The 23,198-nt window shown below is 64.5% G+C and carries 21 protein-coding genes; 8 read left to right on the forward strand and 13 right to left on the reverse strand.

Annotated elements, in window-relative coordinates; genetic code table 11:
- The 6 genes from E3O46_RS12470 to E3O46_RS12495 all read right to left on the reverse strand — a co-directional run bounded on the left by E3O46_RS12470 (position 1) and on the right by E3O46_RS12495 (position 7,559).
- Entirely contained in the window at positions 1–2,331 is a 2,331-nt protein-coding gene (locus E3O46_RS12470; RefSeq protein WP_134449052.1) for a hypothetical protein, read from the reverse strand.
- Between the two features lie 229 nt (positions 2,332–2,560).
- Entirely contained in the window at positions 2,561–3,796 is a 1,236-nt protein-coding gene (locus E3O46_RS12475) for a glycosyltransferase family A protein (RefSeq protein WP_134449053.1), read from the reverse strand.
- A complete protein-coding gene (locus E3O46_RS12480; RefSeq protein ID WP_134561793.1) occupies positions 3,777–4,655 on the reverse strand; it encodes a glycosyltransferase family protein in 879 nt (292 codons plus the stop codon). The genes E3O46_RS12475 and E3O46_RS12480 overlap by 20 nt, the downstream gene beginning before the upstream one ends.
- Positions 4,656–4,736: 81 nt before the next feature.
- Positions 4,737–5,993: an acyltransferase family protein gene (locus E3O46_RS12485; RefSeq protein WP_134449055.1), complete on the reverse strand. Its 1,257-nt coding sequence runs from the start codon at positions 5,991–5,993 to the stop codon at positions 4,737–4,739.
- Positions 5,983–6,648 (reverse strand): ABC transporter ATP-binding protein, encoded by a 666-nt coding sequence (locus tag E3O46_RS12490; protein ID WP_241985001.1) that lies wholly within the window; start codon positions 6,646–6,648, stop codon positions 5,983–5,985. The genes E3O46_RS12485 and E3O46_RS12490 overlap by 11 nt, the downstream gene beginning before the upstream one ends.
- Before the next feature lie 83 nt (positions 6,649–6,731).
- Positions 6,732–7,559 carry an ABC transporter permease gene (locus E3O46_RS12495; protein WP_241985002.1) on the reverse strand — a complete coding sequence of 276 codons (828 nt, stop codon included), beginning with the start codon at positions 7,557–7,559 and terminating at the stop codon, positions 6,732–6,734.
- Between the two features lie 63 nt (positions 7,560–7,622).
- Between E3O46_RS12495 and E3O46_RS12500 the strand changes: the two genes are divergently transcribed.
- The 4 genes from E3O46_RS12500 (at position 7,623) to E3O46_RS12515 (ending at position 13,125) form a co-directional block, all read left to right on the forward strand.
- On the forward strand, positions 7,623–8,528 hold the full coding sequence (locus E3O46_RS12500) for a glycosyltransferase family 2 protein (protein ID WP_198413399.1): 906 nt from the start codon (positions 7,623–7,625) through the stop codon (positions 8,526–8,528).
- Positions 8,529–8,740: 212 nt separating this feature from the next.
- On the forward strand, positions 8,741–10,813 hold the full coding sequence (locus E3O46_RS12505; protein ID WP_134449058.1) for a zinc-dependent metalloprotease family protein: 2,073 nt from the start codon (positions 8,741–8,743) through the stop codon (positions 10,811–10,813).
- A 282-nt stretch (positions 10,814–11,095) separates the two neighbouring features.
- Entirely contained in the window at positions 11,096–12,223 is a 1,128-nt protein-coding gene (locus E3O46_RS12510) for a hypothetical protein (protein WP_134561794.1), read from the forward strand.
- A 254-nt stretch (positions 12,224–12,477) separates the two neighbouring features.
- Positions 12,478–13,125 carry a hypothetical protein gene (locus E3O46_RS12515; protein WP_134449060.1) on the forward strand — a complete coding sequence of 216 codons (648 nt, stop codon included), beginning with the start codon at positions 12,478–12,480 and terminating at the stop codon, positions 13,123–13,125.
- A gap of 216 nt (positions 13,126–13,341) precedes the next feature.
- On the opposite strand, the gene rfbA is transcribed toward E3O46_RS12515, so the two are convergent.
- Together rfbA and E3O46_RS12525 are read right to left on the reverse strand one after the other, a co-directional pair.
- On the reverse strand, positions 13,342–14,208 hold the full coding sequence (gene rfbA, locus E3O46_RS12520; protein ID WP_134449061.1) for a glucose-1-phosphate thymidylyltransferase RfbA: 867 nt from the start codon (positions 14,206–14,208) through the stop codon (positions 13,342–13,344).
- 2 nt (positions 14,209–14,210) lie between these two features.
- A complete protein-coding gene (locus E3O46_RS12525) occupies positions 14,211–14,819 on the reverse strand; it encodes a dTDP-4-dehydrorhamnose 3,5-epimerase family protein (RefSeq protein WP_134449062.1) in 609 nt (202 codons plus the stop codon).
- A 74-nt stretch (positions 14,820–14,893) separates the two neighbouring features.
- On the opposite strand from E3O46_RS12525, the gene rfbB reads away from it, so the two are divergent.
- From rfbB to E3O46_RS12540, 3 genes are read left to right on the forward strand one after another with little or no spacing between them, the layout of a single operon-like run.
- Positions 14,894–15,883 (forward strand): dTDP-glucose 4,6-dehydratase, encoded by a 990-nt coding sequence (rfbB, locus tag E3O46_RS12530; RefSeq protein ID WP_134449063.1) that lies wholly within the window; start codon positions 14,894–14,896, stop codon positions 15,881–15,883.
- Positions 15,880–16,734 carry a dTDP-4-dehydrorhamnose reductase gene (gene rfbD / locus E3O46_RS12535; protein WP_134449064.1) on the forward strand — a complete coding sequence of 285 codons (855 nt, stop codon included), beginning with the start codon at positions 15,880–15,882 and terminating at the stop codon, positions 16,732–16,734. The genes rfbB and rfbD overlap by 4 nt, the downstream gene beginning before the upstream one ends.
- Positions 16,731–17,876 (forward strand): glycosyltransferase family 4 protein, encoded by a 1,146-nt coding sequence (locus tag E3O46_RS12540; RefSeq protein WP_134449065.1) that lies wholly within the window; start codon positions 16,731–16,733, stop codon positions 17,874–17,876. Before rfbD ends, E3O46_RS12540 begins: the two co-directional genes overlap by 4 nt.
- Before the next feature lie 105 nt (positions 17,877–17,981).
- Here E3O46_RS12540 and E3O46_RS12545 read toward each other — a convergent pair whose 3' ends face one another.
- From E3O46_RS12545 to E3O46_RS12555, 3 genes are all read right to left on the reverse strand, one after another.
- A complete protein-coding gene (locus E3O46_RS12545; protein ID WP_134449066.1) occupies positions 17,982–19,343 on the reverse strand; it encodes an LCP family glycopolymer transferase in 1,362 nt (453 codons plus the stop codon).
- Positions 19,340–19,807, reverse strand: a complete 468-nt coding sequence (gene purE / locus E3O46_RS12550) for a 5-(carboxyamino)imidazole ribonucleotide mutase (RefSeq protein WP_134449081.1) — start codon at positions 19,805–19,807, stop codon at positions 19,340–19,342. Before purE ends, E3O46_RS12545 begins: the two co-directional genes overlap by 4 nt.
- A 104-nt stretch (positions 19,808–19,911) precedes the next feature.
- Positions 19,912–21,048, reverse strand: a complete 1,137-nt coding sequence (locus tag E3O46_RS12555; RefSeq protein WP_134449067.1) for a 5-(carboxyamino)imidazole ribonucleotide synthase — start codon at positions 21,046–21,048, stop codon at positions 19,912–19,914.
- A gap of 122 nt (positions 21,049–21,170) precedes the next feature.
- Here E3O46_RS12555 and E3O46_RS12560 point away from each other — a divergent pair, with 122 nt between their 5' ends.
- Positions 21,171–21,695 (forward strand): GtrA family protein, encoded by a 525-nt coding sequence (locus E3O46_RS12560; protein WP_134449068.1) that lies wholly within the window; start codon positions 21,171–21,173, stop codon positions 21,693–21,695.
- Here the strand turns inward: E3O46_RS12560 and E3O46_RS12565 are convergent.
- Both E3O46_RS12565 and E3O46_RS12570 read right to left on the reverse strand, forming a co-directional pair.
- Positions 21,651–22,211 carry a PH domain-containing protein gene (locus E3O46_RS12565; protein ID WP_241975220.1) on the reverse strand — a complete coding sequence of 187 codons (561 nt, stop codon included), beginning with the start codon at positions 22,209–22,211 and terminating at the stop codon, positions 21,651–21,653. The two genes, E3O46_RS12560 and E3O46_RS12565, sit on opposite strands and share 45 nt — an antisense overlap.
- 7 nt (positions 22,212–22,218) lie before the next feature.
- On the reverse strand, positions 22,219–23,100 hold the full coding sequence (locus E3O46_RS12570; RefSeq protein WP_134449069.1) for a biotin--[acetyl-CoA-carboxylase] ligase: 882 nt from the start codon (positions 23,098–23,100) through the stop codon (positions 22,219–22,221).
- Between the last annotated feature and the right edge of the window lie 98 nt (positions 23,101–23,198).

A 23,198-nucleotide genomic window follows, 5' to 3' on the forward strand; every position in this document is an offset into this window, starting at 1 on the left:
TCACGGCACCGCGATGGTTCGACACAGCAGCGGGGTGTCCGCACCCGCGCCGATATTCTGCGCCGTCACGCACACGTCGTTTGAGCCGGTTTGGGCAGGGATGCGAATCCCATAGCCATGATTGGCGCCGTATCCCGGCATCTGCGCAGCGGCAGCTGCACTCGGGGCGTCGGCCACCACTGTCGTCTTCGTTCCATTGACCGTGACGATGACAGTGACAGGGCCGGTCGAATCAGGATCGATCGCCCATCCCCACGACTCAACGGTTCCCGCGGTCGCCCACAGGTCCTGGACGAGGCCCACGGGCGGACCACTCGGCGCCGCGGGCACGATGATGGTCTGGCACCCGAAATTAAGGTTCGCGCCAGACGCCACGTTTATGCCCCATGCACACACTTCGTGAGCTCCCGGCGCTGCGGCAATCGTGGCGCCGAAACCATGATTGGGTCCGTAGCCGGGATAGGCGGCGCCGACCGCGGCGTTCGCGGAGTTTGCGCTAAGCACGGTCCATTGTCCGTCGATGCGCACCTGGACCGGGATTGGTCCTGTCTGGTCAGGGTCGAGCGCCCAACCCCACATGCTCACACCGCCCGCGGTTCCCCACACCTGGTTCAGCGCGCCAACGGGCGAACCCGACAAGACCGTGACAGTACGGCAACCGAGGGCCAGGTTTGCGCCAAGGCCCTGATTGACGCCCCAGGCGCAGACCGTGTGTTTTCCAGGGTTCGCCTTGATCGTCCCGCCGAATCCGTGGTTCGGACCATATGCGGGATAGGCCTGCCCAACGCCCGCGTTCGCTGCGTCGGCAGTGAATACGGTCCAGACGCCGTCGACCGTGACGTGAACCGGGATGGCAGCGACGGTGTCGGGATCAAGTGCCCAACCCCACATGCTGATTCCAGTAGGAGTGGTCCACATGTCGCTCATGACACCGATCGGCGAACCTGACGGCACGACGACCGTTCGACACCCGAGGGTAGTATTCGATCCAGCCCCGATATTCACAGCGTAGACACAGACCGTTGCAGGTCCACCTGCTGCAGGTATGACCCCCCCGAACCCATGGTTGGAGCCGCTGGCCGGATACGTTCCCAGGCTGGCTGTGCTCGGACTGTTCGCCTGCAGAACGGTCCAGATCCCATTCACCGTGACGTGTATCTGAATCGGATTCGTCGTGTCCGGGTCCAGTCCCCAACCCCAGAGGCTTACGGACCCGGGGCTGGAAAAGACATCCTTCAGTTCGCCGGCAGGCGAGCCGTCGGGAACCGTGATGTTATAGCAACCGAGCTGGGTGTTCTCGCCTGCCCCTTGGTTCACAGCGAAAACGCACACACTGTAGGGACCGGCCTGGGGAACGGCGATGCTTCCCCCGAAGCCGTGGTTCTGTCCGGCACCCGGATACATCGTTTCGGCGGTTGAATTGGGCGCATCAGCGGTCCAGGCAACCCATTGGTCGTTGACCTTCACGTGGATTGCCAGCGCGTTGCTGGAAGCGCTGCCGTCGACAGCCCAGCCCCACATATTGATCATGTTGTCGGTCGCCCAGATCTCCTTGACCTGGCCGACGGGCGAGCCGAGGGCCGTTGTGCTCGGACCGAACCAATTGTTGAAGAAGACCCAGAAGTTGCGGTTCCCATACGAGGAGCAGTTATCGCCCGTGGTGTACAGGCTTGCCAAAGAGGCACCATTGGGCTGGTAAGGCGTGTAGTTGTACAGGTTTGCCGTTGCCTGGTTCTCGATCGTGACTGTCGATGCCCCACAACTGGCGTCAGGACTCCACTGGATCCTGGTGGGACCTATGGCGTATGTTCGCGCGGGGAAGTTCGTGTACTGCCGAAACTGCCACGCTGCCTTGTAGACCTGATTGTAGAATCCGTAGAAGGCCGCGTCGCAGTTACTCGTGTCTGGACAGCCATAGCCCGCCGCCTTCCGGTAGGTGCTCGCCGTCGGGCTGGAACTCGACACGAGCGACGTCTCTTTCTGGAGAAGGACCAAGAGGACTTGCGGATTGATACCGCACGCCTGTGCCGCTTTGTAGATGATGCTGCTCGCCAGTTCGTTGGGCACGCCGTCGTACGCGGCGCAGTGGCCCGGGGCGACGGCTGCACGCGACACCGTGTCCATCCGATAGTCCTTGAGGCAGGTATAGCCCGCATTGCACGCGCTCTCCTTGCCAACGAGGAACGCCTGAATATCAGCCTCACTCATTGACTGCGTGTTAAAGAAAACCTGATCACTGATGATATTGCCTGGTTGGAACTGCGAGCCGGTGACCGCGGCAGCGCTGTCGACCGGGGTGACAAACGTCGGTACGGTGAGCACGGCTGCCACGAGGGACGCCAACGCGATCATTGCCCCGAATCGGCGCAGCGGCCGCCTGCTCGGTCGAACCTCGCTCACGAGCACTGTCACAGGTCTACACCGGGAAACGGCTGTGCCGGCAATATCAGTTCTGCGACGGAAAAGGCTACGATCTCGAACATTGGCTCACCCTGATCTTCCAGCTAGATAGGTACACGTTACGTGCATGCGTTGACGAAAAGGAATCGCAGGGGAACAATCAGCCGGCGGTCCTCCCAGTGGCGTCGTTCGCACCGTTCACGTCATCGAGCACATCGACGACGGCTTGGAGGGATTCATCCGACACCGGGTGGATCAGAGGAGCAAAATCTGCGGGCTCGTGGGCGCGGCTCGGTTCGATCGCACCGCGGAGTCCGTTCACCCGACGTTTTACGAAGCCGGCCACTCGGAGTGCCCCGCGGATGGGACGCCCGTACCGCCACGCCCGGCTGTGCAGCAATCCGGCAAGCTGCTCGTGAACGCCGAGAAGGGCGAAGGATTTGCGCAGGTAGGGGACGATGTCCCCGGGCATGATCAGCAGCGAGCTCTCGAGGCGATGGAGCACTTTCGCCTCTGACCAGGCCCAGGACTTCTTGGAATGGTCAGTGTATGACGAGTTGCCACCCTCCCAGCGACGATAGATGGCCGTCAATGAGTCGACTTCGGTGACGCCCAGGAGCAGGGAACCACGCAGGATCATGTCCCAGTCTTCACACACGGTCAGTTCTTCGTCGAACTCGAATCCGAGGATGCTGAAGAGCGCCGCAGGAAACGCCCACGACATGAACGGCGAGTAGTTCATCTGCAGGTGGGCCAGCTGATCGAATTCGCGCGGGTACTCCGCCTTGGGCCAGGACAGGGTGCGGAAGCCGATCTGGTCCTGTGGCCAGAGCTCCGGCTTGACCATCTGGGTGGCGACCAGGGAGCGCAGAAGCCGTCCCTCGCTCGTCAGCGAGGCGATCTTAAACTCTTCCACCCAGTTCCCGAACAGGAGATCGTCATCGTCGTAGACCGCGACGAACCGACCGTGTGCGGCGCGGATACCCGCGTTCAGTGGCTTTCCCCGGTTTCCGCCGTGAACTTCAATGAGGGAAATCCGATCGAGGAAGCCCGTCGACTGCTGAGCGACAATCGCGCGGACTTCGGCGGCATCGGCAGGGGTGGCATCGTGATCGATCACAATGACCTCAAAGTCCTGGTCGCTCTGCGCCGCCAGGCACAGCAGCGCGTCGCGGAGAGGCTCTGGTCGTTTTCCCTTAGTCCGCAGAAGCACGCTGAGGAAGACCCCACCCTCCCGCTCCTCTGCGATGAGCTGTTTCGCGCTCTCGAGCGCGTTCCGGAGGCGCGGGTCGATCCGCGGTCCCGACATCAGCTCGGACAGCAGGATCTGGATTGTCGCCGTCTGGGGAGAGCGACGATCGTCACCCACGGTCACGTCAGAAGCGGTGGACTGCATACTTGTCTCCAATGAACTGTCCCACCAGGTGCCCGGCGTCGAGGGGCGCCGGCAGCGATCCACTCTTGCTCTTCAAGTGGAAGGCCGCAACAGCCTTCAGAACGGCGTCGGTGCCCTCATTCTGGAATTGGGCGATGAGCTTCTCGACGATCTCGGGATGCGAATACTTGTGCGCGATGAACAGCGCGGCCTCAGCCGAGTAGTACACCTCGGCGCTCGTCGGTGGCCAATCACCGGTTTGAGTGAGACGTTTGTCGTGGAAGACCCGGGCGGAGGGTTCGAACACGACCCGATAGCCGGCCAGGCGCAGCCGCCACGAGTAATCGACGTCATCGCAGTAGAGAAAGAACGTGTCGGAATCGAATCCGCCGATCGTGTCGAATGCCGCCCGGGGGGTCAGCGCACAAGCCGTCGAAGCCCAGCTCGTGTTGCCGGTGTTCACCTCGAAGTCTTTAGGGTGCTCGATGGGGATCTGGCGGGCTTCAGCGATTCCTACCGAACCTGTGACGGCTCTGGTGAGCGAGCGCACCGTATCCGGCGCAACGATGGCATCGGGGTTGAGGATGAGGATCAGCTCCGCGCCCGAGAGCGCGGCGAGAGCATTGTGGCCCGCTGCAGACCCGAGGTTCTTGCCGAAGACCCGGTAGATGAGCTCTCCGGCTTCCGCCGCGACGACGGCGCGGATCTCCTCGAGAATGTCCGCGCCCAGAACGGGTTCGGCGCTGCAGTCACCCAGGAGAAGCGTCCACGCCCCGACCAGGCCGTCTGACCGCGCCCACTTCACGGAGTTGGCCATCGCCTGGGCGGCTCGGAGGATTTCGTACGCATCGTTACCGAACAATACGGACTGCACCGACACCGACCGAGGGTCAGCCACGGGGGAACCCCGTGCTCCAGTCGCCGCTCTTGTCGGTATCTGGCGTCACACAGAACATGTCCATTACTTTGCGTTCCTCTTTGTCTCTGAATCTAGGATGCGATCAGTCGTGTCCGCCCCCACCGTGGATCGGATCCGTTTCCGTCCCGGCCACCGGCCCTGAACCATCGCAGCCCAGAATACGAGTCCCTTTCCCGGGCCCCAATTCTTGAGCGACATCGCCCATTTCTCGACCCCGTGCCAGCTCAGCCAGGCGCAGCCAAGAGAAATGACGAGGGCGGTGAGTGCGAACCAGCCGTAGCCCCAGCGGTAGACGCCCAGGTAGGCAAGGACCTGCTGGACAAGGAAGCCATAGATGTACACACCGTATGAGTAGTCGTTCCGTGCACCGATCCACTGGAGCCGGCGAGGGAGTCGGGCCGCGAGATAGAGGACGAAATAGGCTCCGGCGATGATACCGAGGGTGTTGAACGCGCCATAACGCAAGGTGACGATAACGATGAGTCCGGCAAGCACACCCAGACGATCGTCGAAGGGGACCGACCTGGAATACACCGCGAGCGTGGAGCCGACCAGGAAGGTGAAGGTCAGGGCGACAAGCTGGGTGTCTGCAAGGAAGGGCGCGATGGACCCGAGACTCGCCGGATTCGACAGGTTGATGATCTGCAGTACGAAGAAGCCGACGGTGAGAGCCGGGACAACTGCCTTCGCTCTGGCCAGCACGCCGAACGCAACGCAGACCCCGATGACCAGATAACAGCGCCATTCATAGATGAGTGTCCAGATCGATCCGTTGAAGACCGATGCCTTGACGCTCTGCCCGTATGGCGTCGTCTCCGCAAAAATATCGTAGATCCCGTAGGTCCCGATGTTCATGGTCCAGTTGCCGGCGACATAGTGGAACGGACCGTTCGGGGCGCGGGCGAAGAAGTCGCCGAGTGCGCCGCCCGCCGTGACCCAGATCACGGGAGCGACGACGAACGCGGTGATGAGAAGGACGCCCCAGTAGGCGGGAAAGATCCTGAGACTCCGCCTCCACATGAACTGGAGGATGTCACTCGACATCCCGCTCTTGGCGATGAGGTAGCCGCTGATCGCGAAGAACCCTCCGACGGCGATGCTTCCCAGCGAGGCCTGGCCGCGGGTGAGCTCCCAGAACGGGTCCCGTCCGAAGCCACCCGTGGGAAAGGCGTGGTCGAAGATGACCAGCGAGGCCAACAGCAGTCTGAGCAACCCCAGAGAGTTGCGGTGTCCACCGAGGGCCTCCGCAATCGTCAGCCCCACCTGGCGGGGTGCGACATCCGATTTCTCAGGCGGCACTGGTCTCGCCCCGGTTCAGAGAGTCGAGATACGCCGCGATTGTTGGTTCTGCCTCCCCCACGGTGACGAGTTCGCCGTGCCTCAGCCAGGCCGCGTGATCGCACATCTCCTGGACCGCGGTCATCGCATGACTGACCAGGATCACGGTCTTTCCCGCGCGCTTGAAATCGATGAACTTCTGACTGCATTTCTCCTGGAACTCTGCATCGCCGACGGAAAGCACCTCATCGACCACGAGCACGTCCGGGTCGACATTGATGGCGATCGCGAAGCCAAGACGGACATACATTCCCGAGGAGTAGTTCTTGACGGGCTGGTCGATGAACTGTTCCACCCCGGAGAAGTCGACGATTTCGTCGAACTTTCGGGTGATTTCGCGCTTGGACATCCCGAGGATCGATCCGTTGAGGAACACGTTCTCACGGCCGGACAGCTCCGGGTGGAAGCCGGAGCCCACTTCCAGCAGGGCTGCGATCTTCCCGTTGTAGGTGATGGAGCCCTTCTGCGGGAAGTAGATCTTGGCGAGGCATTTGAGCAAGGTCGACTTGCCGGAACCGTTGCTGCCGATCAGACCGAACGTCGACCCGGTCGGGACCTCGAAGCTCACGTCCTTGAGCGCCCAGAAATCCTCGTGAACCGACCGGCGCCCTCGCATAATCGCGGATTTAAGGGACTGGTTTCGTTCGTGATACAAACGGAATCTCTTGCTGACATGGTCAACGCTCACTGCAATGTCACTCATAATGCCTCCGCCAGGCCCTTCTCACTCTTACGAAACACCCACACGCCCACGACGATTGCCGCGAACGCCCACACAGCACAGAATAAGAGGTCCTGTGGGTTGGGCCAGGTGTTGTCATAGAGCAACTGCCGGAAAACGGCGACAAACCGTTCGAGCGGATTGAGCCGGTAGATGTCCATCAGGGTGATGGACGTCCCGAACAGCCCCCCATGCGCCCGCGACTGGTCCTCGACCAGGCTGATGGGATAGATGATCGGCGTGAGGTACATCCAGATCTGCATGACGATCGAGACGAGGTACTGCGTGTCCCGGAAACGGACGTTCGCCACCGAGAGCATCAGGGCCAGGCCTGACGCGAAAATAGCGAGCAGCACCATGACGAAGATCACCAGCGGGATCCACGGCCAGACGAACGAACCGCAGATCGCCAGGACGAGGACGAGGACGCCCATCTCGAAGAGCCAGTTGTAGCCGATGGAACCGACCGTCGAGAGCGGGAGCACAATTCGAGAGAAATAGACCTTCTGCACCAGGCCCGCGTTGGCAATGATCGATCCCATGCCGGTCTGCACGACGTTCGCGAAAAAGGCCCACGGCAGCAAGCCACAGAGTAGCCAGACCGCGAAGATGTTGAGCCCACTGGGATTGCCGGGAGGTGGAGTGACCCGGAGAATAAACGCGAACACAATTGTGTACACCAGCATCGTCGCCAGTGGGTTGACCAACGACCACAGCTGCCCGAATATTGTGCGTTTGTACTGGCCACGAATCTCACGCAAGGTGAGATTGGCCAAGAGCTCCCGGGAATCGAGAACTTCCTTCATGTATCGCATGTAGCCTCACTGAGTGGCCGGTCGGATGGCCGCAAACCAATCTAGCCTAGAACAATGAGGAGCAACCGTATGGCCGTCGCAGCCAAATCACAGTCAACGACCGCCCACGTGGCCGTCGTGACCGTGAGCTACGGGTCGGGAAGAGTGCTGGGCGATTTCCTCGGTTCCCTGGGTTCGGCGCTCACCGGTCCGCTGCACATCGTCGTCGCAGACAACAAGGTACTCGAGGGTGACACGACGGTCTCGGGTCTCGCTCATGCTGCGCACGCCGAATACCTGCCTCTCGCCGACAATCTGGGTTATGGTCACGCCATCAATCAAGCCCTCAAGACGCTGCCCGCTGAAATCGACTGGGTTGTTGTGAGCAATCCGGACATCGTCGCCCGGGCGGGGGCGATCGACACGCTCCTGAAGTCCGTCGGGGATGACGCGAAGATCGCCGCGATCGGACCGGGCATCCTCACCTCGGCCGGCGAGGTCTACCCATCCGCCCGCGTCATTCCCTCGTTGCGAACGGGCATCGGCCACGGCCTGTTCGCGTTGGTGTGGCCCAACAACCCTTGGAGCCGCAGCTATCGGCAACAAGGTGCGGCGAGCGTCTCTCGTCGCGACGCCGGATGGTTGTCCGGCGCGTTCCTGATGGTGCGCCGCTCGGTGCTGGACGAGCTGGGCGGGTTCGACGAGGGCTACTTCATGTACTTCGAAGACGTGGACCTCGGATTCCGGATCGGAAAGCTCGGTCTGCGGAACGTATACGAACCGTTGGCGACGGTAGTCCACTCCGGGGCGCACTCGACCCAGGACGACAACGCCCGAATGATTCGGGCACACCACGCCAGTGCCGAACGCTTCCTGTCCAAGAAATATTCTGGCCCGCTTCTCCTGCCGGTTCGCCTCCTCCTGGCAGCCGGCCTTCGGCTTCGGGCTGCCGTTTCGGAACGTAGGCACCCGACGTCCTAGCCGGCGAGCGGGCCCTTTTTCCGCGACCCGACGGTGGTCTTCTCCGGTCCTCGATGGCATATCCCCCCCCGGTTCAGGGGCAGGAGCAGCGTGCCGCCAAGTCGGTAGAGTGAGGAACGGATGGCTCAGGGGGCGGCGCAGATTCGACGGTCGTGGTTCCGGAGCGTTCACCGTCAGGTGAGGCGCCGCATCACAACAGGATCGGACACTGCATGCTCCACTTCTCCCGCCTGGGATCAGGCACAGTGCTCGCTGCAGTGCTGGTCGCCTGTGCGGCAATAGTCCCCGCGCAAGCGCTCCTGGCAACCACGGCCGACACCGCGACTCTGCACGCGACGGGCACCATTCTCATCCTCTCCGGCGAGGAAGACCCTTCGAGTCCCACTCAGAACCTCGCCGACCAGGTGCGCCTGCTCACCGATGACGGCGCATCCGTCGAACTGACCGGGAACCTGCCCGACGACGTGACGTCCGGCAGCACATTCAGCGGAACGCTCACCGTCCCCACCTCTGTCGTCGCCGCCGTCCCCGCCGTGACCGAGGCAACCGGACCGGTGGAGGCAACGTCGGAAACCGGTAAGGAGGTCGTATCGGCCAGTGTCGCACTGGACGCAGCCTTGCCCGTCGTTTCGGCGACGATCGAGGCGCAGGTCGCCCAGACGTCCGCCGCAGCAACGCATGCGCTCGACGTATTCGTGGCCACTTTGCCGACGGCTCCGACGACGCCTGTCCTCGACGACCCCGGGATCGCGGCGCTCGAGGCGACGGTGAGCACCTTTTGGTCATCACAAAGTGCCGGCCAGATCATCGGCTTCACCCAGCCGCTTGCAACGAAGCGCGTCGTCACTGCGAATTCCTGCCAGGCGACGAGCATGTTCACGGAGGCGGCTGCCGCTTTCGGTCATCCGCAAGGCTGGTACACCACCGGCTTCAACGCCCACCACCTGGTCATCCTCGCTCCCGCATCATGCGGCGCGGGGAGCGGGTTGGGAAGTGTCGGGCTGGTGCAGTCCGGCGGAGTCGTCTGGGCCAGCTATAGCGCCCCGTTCGGGACGAACGCTGTGGCCCACGAGATCGGCCACAACCTCGGGTTGAGGCACTCGAACAAACACACCTGTCCGAATCCGATAGTCGAGGGCGCCTTTTCTGGTGGAACCTTTTCCGACGGCTGCAGTGACGTGGAATACCAGGACTTCTACGATGTCATGGGCGGAGGCTTGAGCTACAACGGCATGACCAACGCCCAATTGCCCGCCCTGAATATCACCCAGAAGTACAAACTGGATGCCATCACGAGCGCTGACCTGGTTCCCGTAAGCCTCGTCGCCGGCGTCACCTCCGGCGCCGGTAGTTTCACCCTGCACCCGATCTCCGATGCCACTGGGTTGCGCGGCTTGAAGATCACGGACCCCAGGGACGGGGGCGTGTATTTCGTTGAGTACCGATCCGGAACCGGCATGGACGCTGGCTCGCTCTACGCCTCCGGTCGCGTACCAGGGATGACGCGAGGCGTGCGTGTTCTGCGCCAGCGGGACGATACCACCTCCGCCGTCCTGACTCTGCCGAACGATGACGGCACCCGGTCGATGGCATTGGGAGCGTCCCAGTCGCTCACCTCACGTTCCGGCGGGGTGACCGTCGCCGTCACGAGTGTCTCCGGGACAGCCGGCGTCACCGTCTCCCTCGGCGACGCGGCAGGCGCGCCGAGAATGGGGACGGGGGCCGTCTCGATCAAGGGTCAGAACTCCGAGCTCGTGCCCGGCACGACTGTTGAAATCCGTCAAGGCGACTGTGCTGGCCCGGCCGTGTGGCGCACAACCACCGGAAGCACTCCCAGCGCTTACGGCGCCTTCGGAATCGGCCTGACGCCGGGCTCGTACTGCATCGTCACCCTCGCCGTTCCTGCCCCCTACGGCATGCCGTCCGCGAACACCCTGTTCCAGATGGGCGCGGGAGCCGGGAACTGGGTCACAGTGTGGCTTCCTGGACCGATCTCGGGCGCCCTCGTCGCCAAGGACGCGCAAGGAATCGGAATCAACGGTGTCACAGCACTTATCCGTCAGGGATCCTGTGCGACGCAAGGACCCGGGGTGTGGCTGAGCACGACCGCAACAAACCGATGGTCGTCTGGCGGATTCGGAATCTCCCTGAATCCAGGAACCTACTGCACGACTATTTCCCAGGTCCCGGCCGGCTATTCGATTCCGGCTCCAGCCGACATCACGGTGGCCTCCCCAGGCCCGCTCTGGATCACCGCGTGGATACCCGGCCAGCCCACGCACTAGACGCAAGGCACCGGCCAGGCCGGACGCAGCGGGATCAGACCGACACTGTGCGGCTGAGTTGGACCGCCGTCGACACCAGGAGTTCGAAACCTGAATGGTCAGACCCTTGAACGCGGGTCTTGACGACTGCCCACCCGCACGCCAACGTGATACCAGACATAACTGAAAACATCTGGGGGAAACTTGTTGAAATTGCTGTCAGCCGTGGCCGTTCGCGGGGTCAAGCCTCGCGCCCGAGCGCACCGTTCGAAGAGATCTTCGTTTCTTGGATTGGCGCTGGCAGTGGGCCTCCTGCTGGGACTCACCGTTGCAGCACCGGCGCAGGCCGCGAGCATCGGGACCGGCGCCGTTTCGATCAAGGGCCAGAGTTCAGAGCTCGTCCCCGTTACCACGGTCGAGATTCGCCAGGGTGACTGCTCCGGCGCACCCGTCTGGCGAACGACAACCGGAAGCACCCCCAGCGCATATGGCGCCTTCGGGATCGGACTCACCCCCGGCGCATACTGCATCGTCACCCTCTCGGTTCCGGCGCCCTATGGGATGCCCGCGAACACCACGTTCCAGATGGGCTCAGGAACGGGCAACTGGGTTACCGTATGGCTGCCCGGACCCCTGTCCGGCGCTGTCGTCGCGAAGAACTCGCTCGGCTACGGGATCAATGGCGTCACAGCGTTCATCCGCCAGGGATCATGTGCGTCCCCTGGCCAGGGAGTCTGGCAGAACGTCACCGCGACCAACCAGTGGTCCAGCGGCGGATTCGGGATCTCGCTTCTCCCCGGCACCTACTGCACCTCCGTCACGGACGTGCCGTGGGACTACTCGACACCCCAACCCGTTGAGACGGTCGTCTCCGCTCCGGGGCCCATCTGGATCACGATCTGGCTCGATTCCCGGACGGTTCAGGGACAGGGCGATTCCGTCATTTCGATTGCAGCCTATTCCTTCCAGAAGATCGTCGAATTCACCTGCCCGGATTGCACGTCAAATGTCATCGTCGAAGCACTCGGTCCGGATCGAGCATCCGACCTGCTGATCAATCGAACCGGCTCGTATCCCTCCGGGCGGATGCTCGTCGGATTCCTGGATTTGACATACTCCAGCTACAGTCAGATCTCGGTTCACGCGAACGGCCATTGGACGCTGAGAATCCTCGACCTGGACATGATCAGGCAAGGGGGTTCCAGCATCTCCGGCACCGGCGATGACGTGGTGTACCTGGATACCCCCGGGGTTGTCGCGACATTCTCCAACCACGGGACGTCGAACTTCATCGTGTGGGCAACGGATCCGACCTATGGTGTCGACAACAAGATCAATGTGATCGGAAACTACTGGGGAACCGTTGCCATGACGTCTCCTGCGATCATCCAGATCACGTCCGACGGCGCATGGAGCATCAAGACCTGGTGAGCCGGAGCGAGCGTGCCGGCTGACACCCTGCACGCCGGTGGAGGGCCGGGTTCACCCGGGTGCGCCCGCCCTTCGCCTTTCGCCGCACTGGCCGGCCGAACTCGACGAATGACAAGGTCGCTCGGGTATTTCCGACTCGTCGGTGGTCGATACACTGCGGGTAGTCCACATTCACGACCGGGGGAAAACACATGAGTACTCGAGACCCAATTACTGCTAGTGGACGGGGCCGCCGATGGTCTCTCCTGCAACTGTTGTCCGTTGGCGCGACCGTTGTCATGGCCCTGAGCGTCGGCATGGCGACTGCACCACCGGCAAGCGCGGCCGCGTACGGCACGGGCGCCGTCGCCGTCAAGGGTCCGAATTCAGAATTCGTCCCCGGTGTCGACGTCGAAATCCGCCAGGGCGATTGCTCAGGACAAACGGTGTGGTTCACCACCACGGGCAACACACCGAACGCCTATGGGGCCTTCGGAATCACCCTCGAAGTCGGTCGATACTGCCTGCTGACGCGGCAGGTGCCTGCAGACTACATGTATGCGAGCGCCTCAACGTTCGATGTGGTGGCAGGGCCTGGAAACTGGTTTACGGCATGGCTCCCCTACGGAGTCGTCGTGGGGTCCGTCGTCGCGAAGGATGCCTGGGGCGCCCGAATCGACGGGGTCAACGCGCTTGTGAGATGGGGGTCATGCACCGCTCCAGGTCAAGGAGTGTGGCAGAACGTCACGTCCACGAGCCGATGGCTTGACGGAAGCTTCAGCGTCTCGCTCACTGCCGGGGTGTACTGTACCTCGGTGATCGGGGTCCCCGCGGGATACACCATTCCCGTACCGGTGCAGACGGATGTCCGTCACCCGTCTCCGGCTCAAATCGTGCTGTGGATACCGGCGTCCCCCTCCTGATGTGAGGTGTCGACCCTCGCTGGACAGGAGGCCGTTGTCGCTCGCGGCCTCCTTCTCGACAAGCGCTGACACTCCGGGCGATCTGTTCCGAGTGAGCCCCGGTCTAGGTGAGCGCCAGGCGTCACCGAATCGGCGCCCGGGCCTGGGCCTCCGCATTCGGGTCTGACTGGCTGCTGTCCGCTGGTCCCGTTCGGGAATACCGCGCAGCTCGAACTCCTAGACGGTGGCGACGAGGTTACTCAGGTACTTTCCGTAGCCGCTCTTCTGCAGGGGAGCTGCGAGCACAGCAAGCTGCTTGGTGTCGATCCAGCCGGCACGCCAGGCGATCTCCTCGATGCAGCCGACCTTGTGACCCTGTCGGTCCTCGATGACGCGCACGTATTCGGACGCTTGCATCATGGACTTGAAGGTACCGGTGTCGAGCCAAGCCGTACCGCGATCGAGCACCTGCACCTGCAGCTTTCCCTGTTCCAGGTATCGCTCGTTGACGGTACTGATTTCGAGCTCCCCACGCGCGCTGGGCTCGATGGACTTCGCGATTTCGATGACCGAGTTGTCATAGAAGTACAGGCCTGGCACGGCGTAGTTGCTCTTGGGTTTGGCGGGCTTTTCCTCGATCGAGACGGCCGTCATGTTCTCGTCGAATTCCACGACACCGTAGTCCGACGGATTGCTGACGTGATAGGCGAAGATCCGGGCGCCGTCGATCTCGGTGTGGTTGCGCAGGGCCGAACCGAGACCGGCGCCGTGGAAGATGTTGTCGCCGAGGACGAGGGCGACGCTGTCGTCGCCGATGAACTCCTCGCCGATGATGAACGCCTGGGCGAGGCCGTCAGGGGAGGGCTGGACCGCATACTCGATGCGCACGCCGAAGCTGGATCCGTCGCCGAAGAGGGCGCGGAACTGGCTGTTGTACTCCGGGGTCGTGATGATCAGGATCTCGTTGATCCCGGCCATCATCAACGTCGACAGGGGGTAGTAGATCATGGGCTTGTCGTAGATGGGCATCAGCTGCTTGGAGATGCCCTTGGTGATCGGCCACAGGCGTGTGCCGGAGCCGCCGGCGAGGATGATTCCGCGCATGTCTAGTTTCCTTCGTTCAGTGCCGCGTAGAACGCCTTCGCGTCTGCCCAGGTCGGGAGAAGCCCGTTCGCGGCGGACTCGGCGAGTCCGGGGGCGTCGGTGTCTTTCGGGGAGAGCAGGAGCTCGCCGGCCTCGGGCGGGAACACCAGTCCGATGTCGGTGTCGAGCGGGTTGATGCCGTGTTCGCGGCCCGGGTTGAACGGGGCCGTCACGAGGTAGCTGACGGTGGCGTTGTCGGTTAGGGCGACGAAGCAGTGCCCGATGCCCTCTGCGATGTACACGGCACGACGGTCGGTGTCATCGAGGAGGACGCTGTCCCACTGGCCGAACGTCGGCGAACCGACCCGGATGTCGATGATGTAGTCCAGGACGGCGCCATAGGTCGCGGTGACGTACTTGGCCTGGCTCGGCGGAATGTCCGCGAAGTGGATGCCGCGCACCGAACCACGCTTGGAGACGCTCGTATTCGCCTGCACCACGTTGAGCTTGTGGCCGATCGACTCCTCGAGACGGTCGAACCTGCCCCATTCCAGGAACAACCCCCGGTCGTCCCCGAACTGCTTCGGAGTGATTTCGTAGGAATCGGGGACGGAGAGTTCGCGGATCTGCACGCGCAGAAGTCTACCAAGCGGGTACCGCTAGCATTGAAGCGATACTTTCAGCAAACGGAATGGTCACCTCTTATATGAAGATCCTCGTTACCGGCGGCGCCGGTTTCATCGGCTCCAATTTTGTTCGTCGCACCATCGAAGACGCCTACCCGGGTCTGGAAGGGGCCGAGGTCGTCGTCCTGGACGCTCTGACGTATTCGGGCAACCTGGCCAACCTTGCACCGATCGCCGACTCGCCCCGGTACTCGTTCGTGCACGGCGACATCCGCGACGCGGCGTTGCTCGACACGATCTTCCCGTCCCTGGACGCGGTGGTGCACTTCGCGGCCGAGTCACACGTGGACCGCTCCGTGCGCGACGCCTCCATCTTCGTCGAGACCAACGTTCTCGGCACCCAGCAACTCCTCGACGCCGCTCTGCGCCATAACCTGGCCCGGTTCGTGCACGTGTCCACGGATGAGGTCTACGGGTCGATCGCTGAGGGCTCCTGGAACGAGGAACGCGCCCTGGAACCCAACTCCCCGTATTCCGCGTCCAAGGCCGGCAGTGACCTGCTCGCCCGCTCATATCACCGCACCCACGGATTGAACGTGTCGATCACGCGCTGCTCGAACAACTACGGCCCGTATCACTTCCCCGAGAAGGTCATCCCGTTGTTCGTGACGAACCTGATCGATGACAAGCACGTTCCCCTGTATGGGGCGGGCAACAACATCCGCGACTGGTTGCACGTGGACGACCACACCCGGGCGATCGCGATGGTCCTCGTCGGCGGCCGCGCCGGTGAGATCTACAACATCGGCGGCGGCACCGAACTGACCAACCTCGAACTGACCCAGCTGCTGCTGGACTCCACCGGTAAGGACTGGTCCTACGTGGACCGGGTCGCTGACCGTCTCGGCCATGACCTGCGCTACTCGGTGGACATCACCAAGATCCAGGCCGAACTCGGCTACGCCCCGCAGGTCCCCTTCGAGAAGGGCCTCGCCGACGTCGTGCAGTGGTACCGCGACAACCGCGCCTGGTGGGAACCCCTCAAGGCCCGCGCGGCACTGAGCTCATGACCCGGTACCTGATCACCGGCGCCGCCGGGATGCTCGGCCGCGACCTGCAGAAAGCCCTGACCGGGCGAGACGTGACCGCGTTCGACCGCGGCGAACTCGACATCACCGATGAAGGCGCCGTCCAGGCGGCCGTCACCGGGTTCGACGTCGTGATCAACGCGGCCGCGTACACGAAGGTCGACGACGCCGAAACGAACGAAGACGCCGCCTACCTGCTGAACGCGGTCGGACCGCGGAACCTCGCCCGCGCTGCGAAAGCAACCGGTGCGCGCCTTGTGCAGATCTCCACCGACTACGTCTTCGAAGGCAACGCCGAGTCCCCCTACCAGGAGGACGCACCCGCCGCACCGATCTCCGCATACGGGCGTACCAAGGCCGCCGGCGAGGAATTCGTCCTCGCCGAGAACCCGGGCAAAACCTACATCGTGCGCACCGCATGGCTCTACGGGAAGAACGGCCCGAACTTCCCCAAGACCATGCTGAAACTCGCCGCCACCCACCCCACCCTGAACGTGGTCGAGGACCAGGTCGGCCAGCCCACCTGGACCGTCGACCTCGCGACGCAGATCGTCGCCCTGCTCGACGCGGATGCCCCCGCCGGGATCTACCACGGCACCAACTCCGGTGTCACGAGCTGGTTCGGCTTCGCCCAGGCCGTACTCGAAGCCAACGGCCTCGAGCCCGCCCGGGTGCACCCGACCGACGGGGCCTCCTTCGTGCGGCCGGCACCCCGCCCGGCCTACTCCGTACTCGGCCACGATGCCTGGGCCACAGCCGGACTCACCCCGATGCGCGACTGGCACGACGCCCTCACCCAGGCCGTGGCCGAAGGCGTCCTCGAAACCGAATGATCACACTGCGGGTTATCGTCGACCAGATGATCGCGCCGGTTCCCGGCGGGATCGGTCGATACACCGAGGAGCTGACCCGGGCGCTCATCGCGAGCGCTCCGCTCAACTGCGAGGTTGAGGGGATCGTCTCCGCGTCGCAGCCCGAGCAGTACGCCGCCATCGTGGCGGCCCTGCCCGGGCTCGCCGGGCTCTACAAGACAGCACTCCCCCGCCGAGAGCTCGCCGCGGCGTGGCAGCTCGGGGTGACCACCTCCCCCGGGCCCGGCATGATCCACGCGCCGGGCCTGATGGCTCCGCTGCGCCGCCACGACCGGCAGAACGACCACACCCAGGTCGCCGTGACCGTGCACGACGTGCTCGCCTGGACGCATCCTGAGGCACTGACCCCGACGACCGTTGCCTGGACGAAAGCGCGGATGAAGCGAGCGAGGAAGCACGCGGACGCGATCGTCGTGCCGAGCCATGCCGTCGCCGCGCAACTCGCCGAGATCGTCGACCTCGGCGACCGGGTGCGCGTCATCGGGGGCGCCGTCGGCACCGGCTTCCGGCTGCCGTCCAACTCTTCGGCCACTGAGGTGCTCGCCACGGCCCTCGACCTGCCGTCCGAATACATCGTCACCGTCGGAACGCTCGAGCCGCGTAAGGGCGTCACAGCCCTCATCACGGCCCTCGGCCTGCCCGACGCTCCGGACCTTCCCATGATCGTCGTCGGACCGGATACCTGGGGCGAAGTCGACCTCGGTTCCGTCGCCGAAGAGGCCGGACTCACGCCGGGACGGGTGCGGGCGATGCCCGCGCTCACCGACGAGGAACTCGCCGTCGTGATCGCCCGGGCGAACGTGCTGGTCGTCCCGAGCCTCGAGGAGGGGTTCGCGCTGCCCATCATCCAGGGCTTCCACCTCGGCACCCCGGTCGTGCACTCCGATGCTCCCGCTCTCCTCGAGGCAGGCGGCGATGCCGGTCTCGTCGTCGAGCGCGAGGATGCCGCCGGGTACCCCGAACGCCTCGCCGAGGCCATCACCCGGGTCCTGACCGACCGGGCCCTCATGCAGAGGCTGCGCATCTACGGCGGCGACCGGGCCAAGGCCTTCAGCTGGCGGGATTCCGCCGAGCGGGTCTGGCAGCTGCACGCCGACCTGTAGGGCCGAGCGAGGCATCCGCTCGAGCAGTATCACCCTGCCTATGGGTGGGTTGCGGACCGTCGCACGGTGAGGGCGTTTTCCCCGAAACTCAACCAGGGTGACCGGCTATGGGGTGGGCGTCGCCGTCGTTGGGGTGAGGGCGGCGTCGATCAGTGACCGGATCACGTCGTAGTCGGGATTCTCCGGGTCGACGTTGTTCGCCGGGGTCAGCTCGACCGTGTTGATCGGGTGCGTCTTGGACTTCGCGGCGAGCGTCACGAAGTAGCCGAGCATGCTCTGCGGGATGTCGGTCTTCACGACCTGGGACCCGGCGGAGGCAACCGACTCGAACTTGGCGAGCACATTGGCGGGGCTGGCCTGGGCGAGGATCGCCTCCTGGAGCTGGTGCTGGCGCTCCATGCGGCTGTAGTCGCTCGTGCCGTGCCGCGAGCGGGCGTACCAGAGTGCGTGGTAGCCGTCCATGTGCTGCATGCCCGGCTCGAACCAGAACAGCACGGTGGTGAAGGTGTCGTCGGTGTGCACCGGCACGCGTTCGGTCACGTTGATGTCGACGCCGCCGAGTGCGTCGATGAGTTCGGAGAAGCCCTGCATGTCGATGAGCCCGTAGTACTGGATGGTCAGACCGGTGATGCCCTCTGCCGCGTCCCGCATGCCCTCGATACCGGGCTCGCTGCCGGCGTCGATGGCCTTCGGGTACATCTCGGGGCTCTTCAGTTCGACCTCGGTGTAGATCGAATTGAGCATGCACGCGTCGACCCGGCAGGTGTCGCGGTAGCCATATCCCTTGGGATACACGGCCGCGAGCGGGGAATCCGCTACGAAGGGCACGTATGCGAGGTTGCGGGGCAGGCCGATCATGGTGACCTGGCCTGTGGTCGCGTCGATGCTCGCCACGGTGATGCTGTCCGGGCGGAGGCCTGACCGGTCGGCCCCGGCGTCACCGCCGAGAAGCATGATGTTGTAACGTCCGTCGACCGGGGGGACCGTCGGCCCGGCAACGAAGACCGAAGACAGGAAGTCGCTGGCCGTCGCGGCCACGTAGGCGCCGTAGCCGGCCGTTCCGGCGATGACGACCATGAGCACGGTCGCGAATCCGGCGATGAGGGGGCGGGCGCCGGGGCCCGCCTTGACGAGGCGCACGAGCCGGAGGGTGTCGAGGGTCAGCACGACCCAGACGATGCCGTAGAACACCAGCACGGCTGCGGCGACCCAGAGCCCGATCGAGTTGGTGAACGCCGTGAGCACGACCTCAGGCCAGAACAGGTAGGCGAGCCCGACAACGACGACGAAGCCGATCAGCGTGAACGTGCAACGGAGTCCGAACCGGCCCAGGCGGCGACTTCCGGCGAGCACTTGCGCCGAGCCGGGCAGCACGACGTTCAGCAGCACGAGCCACCAGGCCCGTTTTGTCATCACACGGGCGGACCCGGATTCCGGGTTCCTGATCGGATTGGTGGCGATGCTCATAGCTTGGCTTGGAGATCCGAATTCTTCTGTTCGACCTGTGCGGCAAGGTCGAGTGCGTAAGCGACGAGTTTGTCGTGCAGGCCGGCGTCGGAGAGGGCCAGGATCTTCACGGCGATGAGCGCCGCGTTGCGGGCCCCGCCGATGGAGACGGTCGCGACGGGCACTCCGGCCGGCATCTGCACGATGGAGAGCAGGGAGTCGAGGCCGTCGAGCCGGCTGAGTGGAACGGGAACGCCGACAACGGGAAGGGCGGTGACGGCGGCGAGCATGCCGGGGAGGTGCGCTGCACCGCCAGCGCCGGCGATGATGACCTTGAGGCCGCGCCCGTGGGCGTCCTCGCCGTAGGCGATCATCTTTTTGGGTGTGCGGTGCGCGGACACGACCTGGACTTCGTAGTCGACCCCGAAGTCACGCAAGAGTTGCGCGGCGTCGCTCATGACCGGCCAGTCGGAATCGGAGCCCATGACGACGCCGACGAGCGGCGCGCGCGGCGCCGGGGGCGTTTCTCGGTTCTCCGACAGCGGGTTGGTTGCTATGGGGTTCTCGGGCACGCAGTCGATCTTAGGTGTCAGTCCTGAAAAAAAGCCGCAGTGGCACGCGCTTCATAGGCGACGTCGTCCAGATCCGAACCGCCAACGGTGACGTGGCCGACCTTGCGGCCCGGTCGCGGGTCCTTCCCGTAGTTGTGCACCTTCGCCGACGGATGCGCGGCGAAAGCGGCCGGGTACCGATCGAAAAGAGTGCCTTCTGCGGGTCCGCCGAGGATGTTCACCATCACCGACCACTCGTCGCGCGGCGTCGTCGCACCGAGCGGGAGGTCGAGGACAGCACGGAGGTGCTGTTCGAACTGGCTCGTGGTCGATCCTTCGATCGACCAGTGACCGCTGTTGTGCGGGCGCATCGCCAGTTCGTTGATCAGGAGGCGCTCATCCGTCGTTTCGAAGAGCTCGACGGCCATCACGCCGCACACGCCGATGCCCTCCGCGACTCGCGTGGCGATGTCGGCGGCGACCGCGGCGAGTCGTCCGCTCGACAGCGGCGCGGGGGCGATCACTTCGGCACAGACGCCGTCGCGCTGCACGGTTTCGACGACGGGCCACACGGCGACCTGGCCGGACGGGCGCCTGGCCACGAGCTGGGCCAGCTCCCGGGTGTACGGCACGTGCTCCTCGACGAGCAGGGCGCCGCCGTTGGCGTCCTCGGCGAGCGCGAGGAACCAGTCGTCGACCTCGTGCTTGTGCGTGACCACCCGGACGCCCTTGCCGTCGTAGCCGCCCCGTGGCGTCTTGACCACGGCGCGGCCGCCGTGGTCGGCGATGAAGACGGCGAGCTCCGCCGTGTTCTCGACAGCGGCCCAGTCCGGAACCGGGAGCCCGAGCTCGCCGAGGCGCCGGCGCATCTCGATCTTGTCCTGGGCGAAGACGAGGGCCTCCGGTCCCGGGCGCACGGTGGCCCCGCGGGCAACGAGTTCACGGAGCACGGCCTGGGGCACGTGCTCATGGTCGAAGGTGATCACGTCGACGGTCTCGGCGAAGGCGAGGACCGTGCCGAGGTCGTGATAGTCCCCCACCCCGGTCGCGGCGAGGCCGGCCGACATGCCGTCGGCCTCGGCCAGGACGCGCAGGTCGATCCCGAGGTTCACCGCAGCGGGGATCAGCATCCGGGCCAGCTGGCCGCCCCCGATTACGCCGACTGTCGTGCTCATTTCGTCACCGATTTCTGTGCGACCGTTCATTTTCGGACGCACCGATTTTCAGTCTGAGGCGGTGTCTGCGCCGTAGACTCGTGGATTGTTGTTCTATCTTCGCCCATAGACCGGATGGATGTATGCCGATTACCTCGGGAAAATCAGCACGGCTCGTCGCCCTCGCGATTCAGATCGCGAGCTTCGGCGCCGTGGGGCTCGTCGGCTTCGCCGTCGACTTCTCGGTGTTCAATCTGCTCCGCACCACGGTCTTCGATCCGCACCTGGTCCACGCCGGGCCGATCTACGCCAAGGTCGTTTCGACCATCCTCGCCATCGCCGTGAACTGGATCGGGAACCGGTACTGGACCTTTGGCAAGAGCCGCCAGTCCCAGACCCTCCGCGAGGGAATCGAATTCTTCGGCGTCAGCCTCGTCGGCATGGGCATCGGACTCGCCTGCCTGTGGGTGAGCCATTACGTGCTCGGCCACACCAGCGTCGTCGCCGACAACGTCTCCTCGAACGTGATCGGCCTCATCCTCGGCGCGATCTTCCGCTTCGTGCTCTACCGCTACTGGGTCTTCGCCCCGCACCGTCGCGTTGTCGCTCCGGTGACGGCGAGCCTAGCGACCATTCCAGATGGTCGTCTGGTCGGCAGCGAACGCTGATTCCTCGCGCCGCCGCGAATCGAATCCGGTCTGCGACTGCTCGATGAGATCGTGCAGCACACGCTGCACCAGGGTCGCATTGGGCACGTCCTTCAGCACGAGCGGCCGTTCGGAGCCCGAGGCGATGATCACGTCGCCTGAACCGCTCAGGGTCTGCAGCCAGGTCGTCCGCACCCTCACGTCGTAGCCACGGCTGTGCAGCAGCTCCTGCCGGGTCCGCACGAAGAAACCGCGCCGGAAGATGATGCGCCGTGTCGTGATCGTGTACCGCCGGTTCAGCCAGGACGCGAGCGGCAGCAGCCAGACCAGCACGACGACCGCGGCCGCCACCCAGAGCAGGGCGCTGTCCTGCCACGGCTCCGCGAGGTTGCCGTAGAAGTACCCCGTTGCCGTGCAGACGCCGACCAGCGCGAGAGTCGGCCAGAGCAGCACGCGACCGTGCGGGCGCAGCGCGGCCACGACCCGTTCGGCCGGGACCCCCGGATCTGCCGGGCCCGTCCCCCTGTTGTTCGTCATGACCCTATTAATACCTCAGATGGGTCACATCGCCCGCCGCGACGGCCTGCGGCTCGCCGGTGGCCTGGTTCTCCACGATCAGCCGGCCCGACTCGTCAAGCGCGATCGCGACCCCCACGAGGTCGTCACCGCCGGGCAGTTGCACCCGCACCTTCGAGCCGAGGGTGCCGCACAGTGCCGTGACGGTACCAAGGAGTCCGCTCGCGACCGGGTCCCCGTTGGCCGTGAGGAAATCGGCCGTGAGACGGGAGAGTTCGATCAGGTAGCGGGCGAGCACGGCATCCGCTTGGGGGGCACGGCCGGTCACGAGCAGCAGCGAGGTCGAGGTGAGTGTGGGCAGGTCGTGTTCGTCGAGGGAGAGGTTGAGGCCGGTGCCGATCACGAGCCCGCGGGTGTCCGGCAGCAGCTCCGAGAGGATGCCGGACACCTTGTATCCGTCGATCAGCACGTCGTTGGGCCACTTCAGGGTGACCTCGTGGGCGGGCTGTTCACCGTCGTCGGGTCCGGCGGCCGACGTGCCAGCGGACGGGGCGCCAGCGAGGAGGCTCGCCTCGACCTCCGCGCGCACGGCGATGGTCATCGCGGCGCCGGCGAGGAGCGGAAACCAGCCGAAGCGGTCAACCGGGAGGGGCGTGCCCTCGCCGGTGCCCGTTCCGACGAGCGGGCGCAGCAGCACGGAGATGGCGAGCGACTTGCCGGTGGGGGCGAGCCAGGTGCGGCCGAGCCGTCCCCGACCGCGGGTCTGGTTGTCGGTGACGACGGTCGACAGGTGCGGCCAGTCGGCGGCATTCGCCCCCGTCGCGTGGCCGACGAGCACGTCGTTCGTGGACCCGGCCTCGTCGAGATAGTCGAACCGGCTCACCGCGTCACGGCTGAGTGGAAACTGCATTTGACCTACTTCCGATTCCTGCAATTCTCCCGGAAGATGCCCCCGATGCCACATTTTGAACCGAATTTGCGGAATCTTCAGGAGTTCTGCCCGCCCGG

It is taken from the genome of Cryobacterium glucosi (assembly GCF_004402235.1).
In the GTDB taxonomy this organism is placed as follows: domain Bacteria; phylum Actinomycetota; class Actinomycetes; order Actinomycetales; family Microbacteriaceae; genus Cryobacterium; species Cryobacterium glucosi.